The sequence below is a fragment of the Aeromonas sp. HMWF015 genome (assembly GCF_963878965.1).
Taxonomy (GTDB): Bacteria; Pseudomonadota; Gammaproteobacteria; order Enterobacterales; family Aeromonadaceae; genus Aeromonas; species Aeromonas veronii.
Map to the genome: position 1 here is coordinate 26,298 of NZ_CAWNZT010000086.1, position 6,444 is coordinate 32,741.

6 protein-coding genes are annotated in these 6,444 nt (G+C 61.0%); 2 read left to right on the forward strand and 4 right to left on the reverse strand.

The genetic code is table 11. The features are described from left to right. Positions 1-84: 84 nt before the first annotated feature. Together AACS18_RS03910 and lpcA are read right to left on the reverse strand one after the other, a co-directional pair. A complete protein-coding gene (locus AACS18_RS03910) occupies positions 85-894 on the reverse strand; it encodes a class II glutamine amidotransferase (RefSeq protein WP_019446544.1) in 810 nt (269 codons plus the stop codon). Positions 895-1,058: 164 nt separating this feature from the next. Continuing rightward, the gene (gene lpcA, locus AACS18_RS03915; RefSeq protein ID WP_042054644.1) at positions 1,059-1,637 is read right to left on the reverse strand and encodes a D-sedoheptulose 7-phosphate isomerase; all 579 of its coding nucleotides are present in this window, start codon (positions 1,635-1,637) and stop codon (positions 1,059-1,061) included. Positions 1,638-1,891: 254 nt separating this feature from the next. Between lpcA and fadE the strand changes: the two genes are divergently transcribed. Together fadE and AACS18_RS03925 are read left to right on the forward strand one after the other, a co-directional pair. Next, positions 1,892-4,348, forward strand: a complete 2,457-nt coding sequence (gene fadE, locus AACS18_RS03920) for an acyl-CoA dehydrogenase FadE (RefSeq protein ID WP_042054645.1) — start codon at positions 1,892-1,894, stop codon at positions 4,346-4,348. Between the two features lie 179 nt (positions 4,349-4,527). Further along, positions 4,528-5,802 (forward strand): amidohydrolase, encoded by a 1,275-nt coding sequence (locus AACS18_RS03925; RefSeq protein ID WP_108613754.1) that lies wholly within the window; start codon positions 4,528-4,530, stop codon positions 5,800-5,802. A gap of 81 nt (positions 5,803-5,883) precedes the next feature. On the opposite strand, the gene AACS18_RS03930 is transcribed toward AACS18_RS03925, so the two are convergent. Then, positions 5,884-6,231 carry an RnfH family protein gene (locus AACS18_RS03930; RefSeq protein ID WP_005353535.1) on the reverse strand — a complete coding sequence of 116 codons (348 nt, stop codon included), beginning with the start codon at positions 6,229-6,231 and terminating at the stop codon, positions 5,884-5,886. Continuing rightward, a partial coding sequence (locus tag AACS18_RS03935; RefSeq protein ID WP_308810816.1) for an SRPBCC family protein occupies positions 6,224-6,444 on the reverse strand: 221 nt, incomplete at its 5' end. The genes AACS18_RS03935 and AACS18_RS03930, both read right to left, overlap by 8 nt.

The following is a 6,444-nucleotide window of genomic DNA, read 5'->3' on the forward strand; positions in this document are numbered from 1 at the left end:
CAATGCCGTCAGAGTGATGATGCTCAGCAACACCTCTCATCCCTTTTGCCTTTTATGGCTGCTGCGAAGAACCAGGGTAGGTATCTACCCTGGTATTTTTTTATCTTGCTCAAGCGCGACCTGATTGGTCGCCACCCGCTCCCCCATGCGAAACAGATTGAATTCGCCGGGCGCCATTTTGACCCAATTCTCATTGCCGGTCAGCGGACGGGTGGTGATCAGGGTCACCACATCGTTGGGGGTAGTCTCGCTTTGAAAGTCGATCACCACCTCCTCATCCAGCAGGCTCGCCTCGCCAAAGGGCGCACAGCGGGTCAGCCAGTGCAGGTTGTTGCTGCAGTAGCTCATCACATACTCCCCGTCCGAGAGCAGCATGTTGAACACCCCGAACGCTCTGAGCTCGTCACACAGGGTAGCGAGATAGCGAAACATGGCGGGAAAGTTGGCCGGACGCTTGGGATATTTTTGCTCCAGCCGATCGAGCAGCCAGCAGAAGGCGTGCTCGCTGTCGGTATCCCCCACCGGCCGGTGGCGGCCGGTTGGCAGCTTCTTGTAGCCGGTCAGCTGACCGTTGTGGGCGAAGGTCCAGTAACGGCCCCACAGCTCACGGGTAAAGGGGTGGGTATTTTCCAGTGACACGCAGCCACGGTTGGCCTGCCGAATGTGGCTGACCACAGCGCAGCTCTTGATGGGCAGCGCCTGTACCAGTCTGGCGATGGGAGATTGGGCGCTGGGCTCGGGATCCTTGAAGGTGCGAAAGCCCTTCCCCTCGTAGAAGGTGATCCCCCAGCCATCCTTGTGGGGCCCGGTCTTGCCGCCGCGCAGCATCAACCCGGTAAAGCTGAAGCAGATATCGGTCGGCACATTGGCACTCATGCCGAGCAGTTCGCACATATCCGGCAGACTCCTTTCATGATTTGGCTTGTGTCATGTTCGACCAGCACGCTGGTTCGACAGACAGCAGGGGAAGGCGCAATCCCTTCCCCTGTGACTGGCAACAACCGGCCGATGGCGAACCATGTTACCGGCGTTACCCTTGTCTGGTGACGATGGCCTGATTACTTGGCCATCTCTTTTTCGACCAGCTGGATCAGGATGTGGATCACCTTGATGTGCACTTCCTGAATACGGTCGGCATAGCCAAAGTGCGGCACGCGGATCTCGACATCCGCCAGACCCGCCATCTTGCCGCCATCCTTGCCGGTCAGTGCGATCACTTTCATCCCTTTGGCGCGGGCAGCCTCGATGGCTTTCAGGATATTGCCGGAGTTGCCGCTGGTGGAGATGCCAAGCAGCACGTCGCCACGACGGCCAACCGCTTCTACGTAACGGGAGAAGACATATTCATAGCCAAAGTCGTTGGAGACGCAGGAGAGGTGGCTCGGATCTGAGATGGCAATACCGGCATAACCCGGGCGGTTCTCGCGGTAACGACCGGTCAGCTCTTCGGCAAAGTGCATGGCATCACAGTGGGAGCCACCGTTGCCACAGGAGAGCACCTTGCCCTCTTCTTTGAAAGAGTCAGCCAGCAGTTTGGCGGCCGCTTCGATGTTTTTCAGGTTCTGCTCATCAGCCAGGAAGGCTTGCAGCACGCTGGCAGCTTCGGTCAGTTCATTGCGGATCAATTCTTGGTACATGATGTCTCTTCCACTGTTTTTAGTGTGCGTGTAGATCGCGGCTATTCTCGCACAAGCGAATCGCACAGTCGCCCCCCTGCGAGCCACAGCGCTGGCGGCGCGTGAGCGTTATGGGGATCACAGAGAGAAGGTAATGAAGATGTAAACAGCTTGATAACTTTGTGCGTATGAATTACAACAGGGGCCATATCCAACAGGTCAGACCTCTGGATCAGTTACGCCACGTTGGCAATCTTTCACGCAAGGAGCAAGCAATGACGACGACCCTCACTCTGCTCGGGGTGATCCTGGTTATCGGAGCCCTGGCCTATCGCCGGGCATCCCTGTTCATCTCCACCCTGGTCACCGGCGCCGCCCTGGTGCTTGGCGCCATCTATGGTCATGTGCCTTTGCTGGTATGGGCGCTGTTCGCGGTGATCGCCATCCCGCTCAATCTGGTGGAATTTCGCCGCAATCAAATAACCAAGCCGCTGTTCAAGATCTACAAATCGATCATGCCGGAGATGTCCCGCACCGAGAAAGAAGCGATTGAAGCGGGAACTACCTGGTGGGAAGCCGATCTGTTCGCGGGCAACCCGGACTGGAAAAAGCTGCACGCCATTCCGGTCAGCACCCTCTCAGCCGAAGAGCAGGCCTTTATGGATGGTCCGGTCGAGGAGGTGTGCCGCATGGTGAGCGACTGGGAAGTGACCCACGAGCGCGCGGATCTCTCCCCCGAGGTGTGGCAATACCTGAAGGACAACAAGTTCTTCGCCATGATCATCAAGAAGAAATATGGCGGTCTGGAGTTCTCGGCCTACGCCCAGTCCTGCGTCTTGCAAAAACTGTGCGGCGCCAGCGCCGTGCTCGCCTCCACCGTCGGCGTACCCAACTCACTGGGCCCGGGCGAACTGCTGCAGCACTACGGCACTGACGAGCAGAAGGATTACTACCTTCCCCGCCTGGCGGTAGGTAAAGAGATCCCCTGCTTCGCCCTGACCAGCCCGGAAGCGGGTTCTGACGCAGGTTCCATCCCCGACTTCGGTATCGTCTGCAAGGGCGAGTGGGAAGGGAAAGAGGTGCTCGGTATGCGCCTCACCTGGAACAAGCGCTATATCACGCTCGCCCCTATCGCCACCGTCTTGGGTCTGGCCTTCAAACTGCGTGATCCGGAACACCTGCTGGGTGAAGAGGAAGAGCTCGGCATCACCTGTGCGCTGATCCCGACTCACATCAAGGGTGTCGGCATCGGCCGTCGCCACTTTCCGCTCAACGTGCCGTTCCAGAACGGTCCGACCCAAGGCAAGGATGTGTTCGTCCCGCTCGATTTCATCATCGGTGGCCCGGCCATGGCCGGTCAGGGCTGGCGCATGCTGGTCGAGTGTCTGTCAGTCGGTCGCGGCATCACCTTGCCCTCCAACAGCACAGGTGGTGTCAAAATGCTGGCCCTGGCGAGCGGCGCCTACAGCCGCATCCGTCGCCAGTTCAAGCTACCCATCGGCAAGATGGAAGGGATTGAAGAGCCGCTGGCCCGCATCGGTGGCAACGCCTACATCATGGGCGCCGCAGCCAACCTGACCGTGACCGGTATCGACCTTGGCGAGAAACCCTCGGTCATCTCCGCCATCGTCAAATACCACCTCACCGACCGTGCCCAGAAGTGCATCATCGATGCCATGGACATCCACGGCGGCAAGGCCATCTGCATGGGCCCCAACAACTATCTGGCCCGTGGCTATCAGGGTGCGCCCATCGCCGTTACGGTAGAAGGGGCCAACATTCTGACCCGCAGCATGATCATCTACGGTCAGGGCGCTATCCGCTGCCACCCGTATGTACTGCCGGAGATGCTGGCCGCCAGCCACCCCGACAAGGAGCAGGCGCTGAAGGATTTCGACAAGGCGGTGTTCAGCCACGTCGGCTTTGCCATCAGCAACCTGGTACGCAGCTTCTGGCTCGGTATCACCGGCGCCCGCTTTGCCGCGGCCCCTTACAAGGATCAGACCAAGGGCTACTACCAGCAGCTCTCCCGCCTCTCGGCCAACCTGGCGTTCCTGTCAGACATGGCGATGGGCACTCTGGGTGGCGAGCTCAAGCGCAAGGAGCGGGTCTCCGCCCGCCTTGGCGACGTGCTGAGCCAGCTCTATCTCGCCTCCAGCGCCCTCAAGCGCTATCAGGACGAGGGACGCCAGCAGGCCGACCTGCCGCTGCTGCACTGGGCACTGCAAGATGCCATGTTCAAGGCACAAGAGGCGATCGACGAGCTGCTGCGCAACTTCCCGAACCGCTGGATTGGTCTGGCCCTGCGTGCCGTGGTACTGCCGCTGGGTCGTGACCTGAACCGTCCGTGCGACAAGCTGGACCAACAGGTTGCCCGTCTGCTGCAAACCCCGAGCGAGACCCGCAGCCGCCTGGCCAAGGGCCAATACCTGACTCGCGAAGAGGGTAACCCCTTCGGTCTGCTGGAGCAGGCGCTCGATGACGTGCTGGCCGCCGAGCCGCTGTTCGAGAAAGTCTGCAAGAGCGATGGTATCAAGCGCCCCTTCATGGCACTGGACAAGGTGGCCGACATTGGCCTGGCCGCTGGCGTACTGACCCAGAGCGAAGCCGAGCTGCTGCGCCGCGCCGAGGTAAGTCGCCTGCGCACCATCAACGTCGATGATTTTGACCCCATCGATCTGGTGGCCAACAAGAAGCTGTTTGAAGCCTCCGCTTACCATCACGCGGCCTGATAACCCCCCATCGACAACGCCTCCCTTGTGGAGGCGTTTTTTATGGGCGCTCGCCACTTTTTACGACCCCCACTGCCACCACTGGCACGCACAGCTCCCCCGACCAGCTGCTGGCCCCGTGTGGTCAGCCGGGAAAAAAGGCACAATAGCCGACAAATCGAATCACCAAGGAAGCCAAGATGACCCTTGAGCACCTGATCCTGTGGCGCCGCGACCTGCACCGCCTGCCGGAAGCCGCCTGGAAAGAGTTTCGCACCACCAGCCTGATTGCCCACCACCTGAGCGAGCTAGGTTATCGCATCGTGCTCGGCGACAAGCTGCTGGCCAGCAATCTGATGATGGGCCGTGATGTGGATGTGACGGCCGAGAAGGCTCGCGCCCGTCGTCAGGGAGCCCATCCCGACTGGCTGGAGCGGATTGGCGATGTCACTGGCCTGATGGGAGAGCTGGATACCGGCCGTCCCGGCCCAACCCTGGCCTTTCGCTTCGATATCGACGCGGTGGAGGTGGAAGAGTCCGACGCCGAACAGCACCAGCCGCAGCAGGAGGGTTTTGCCTCCCACAACAAGGGGTGGATGCACGCCTGCGCCCACGATGGCCACACCGCCATCGGCATGGGGCTGGCCAGCCAGCTGATGGCGATCAAGGAGCAGCTGTGCGGTCGCATCAAGCTCTTCTTCCAACCCGCCGAAGAGGGGTGCCGCGGTGGCAAGGCGCTGGCTGCCGGTGGCGCACTCGATGACGTGGATGCCCTGCTCTCGCTCCATATCGGTATTCACGCTGGCAGCGGCGAGCTGGTGATCAATCCCACCGAATTTCTCTGCTCCACCAAGTTCGACGTCCACTTTATGGGCACCGCCGCCCACGCGGGGCTCGAACCCAATGCCGGCAGCAATGCGCTGGCAGCCGCCTGCATGGCCACCACCGCCATGCTCGGCATTCCCCGCCACCGCGACGGCATGACCCGCATCAACGTCGGCCAGCTTCACGCTGGCAGCGGCCGCAACGTCATCCCCGATCATGCAGAGCTACGCGGTGAAACCCGCGGCGCCGATAGCACGCTCAACGACTACATGTTCAGTCAGGTACAGCGGATCGTCGAAGGTACCGCCCTCGCCCACGGCGTCACCTACCGCATCATCAAACAGGGCGAGGCCATTGCCCTCGACAACAGCCCGGCCCTGCAGGCCGAGCTGGCGGTGCTGGCCCGCAAGCAGGGGCTCGCCACCATCCAGACTCGCCGCTTTGGCGCCAGCGAAGATGCCGGTTTTCTGATGGAGCGGGTGCAAAAACAGGGGGGCGAAGCGGCTTACCTCATCCTGGGGGCCGATCTGGCGGCGCCGCACCATCACAACGAATTCGATTTCGATGAGCGGGTGATGCAAAGCGGGGTAGAGCTACTGGCCGCCTGGGCCCGTGCACGACTGGGTGTGGCAGAAGCAGCCCTCTCTTGATATCCCCTCGGCAAGCTCACCGGCTAACGGGATCAAAAAAAGGCGCCTCGGCGCCTTTTTTCTGCAAGAAAAACCTGAGCACTACTCGCGGTGCTTGCGATGCACATCGGGGCGACCACCGGTCACGCTATCGGCTCGCCCCTCCTCTTTGGCCTTCTCGGCGCGCTTTTTGCGCATCTCGCGGGGATCGGCGATGAGCGGGCGGTAGATCTCGATACGATCCCCGTCGTGCAGCGGCTCGCTCCCTTTCACCGGGCGGCTGTAGATGCCGAACTTGTTGACCGCCAGATCGATCTCGGGGTGTTTTTGTACGATGCCGGACTGCTCGATGGCCGCCAGCACGCAGGTCTCGGGCGCCACCCGCAGGGCAATCACCGTCTGCTGCTGCGGCAAGGCATAGACAACCTCGATGTTGAGCTGGTCAGACACCGTAGACCTCCTTCGCCCGGTTGGAGAAGGCGGAGACCATGGAGCTCACCAGATCGCGGAACACCTGACCAAATGCCACCTCGATAAGCTTGGAGGTAAACTCGAAATCGAGATCAAACTCCACCTTGCAGGCGTCGACATCGAGCGGGGTAAAGGTCCACCAGCCCGCCAGCTTGCGGAACGGGCCATCCACCAGCTCCATCCTGATCTGAC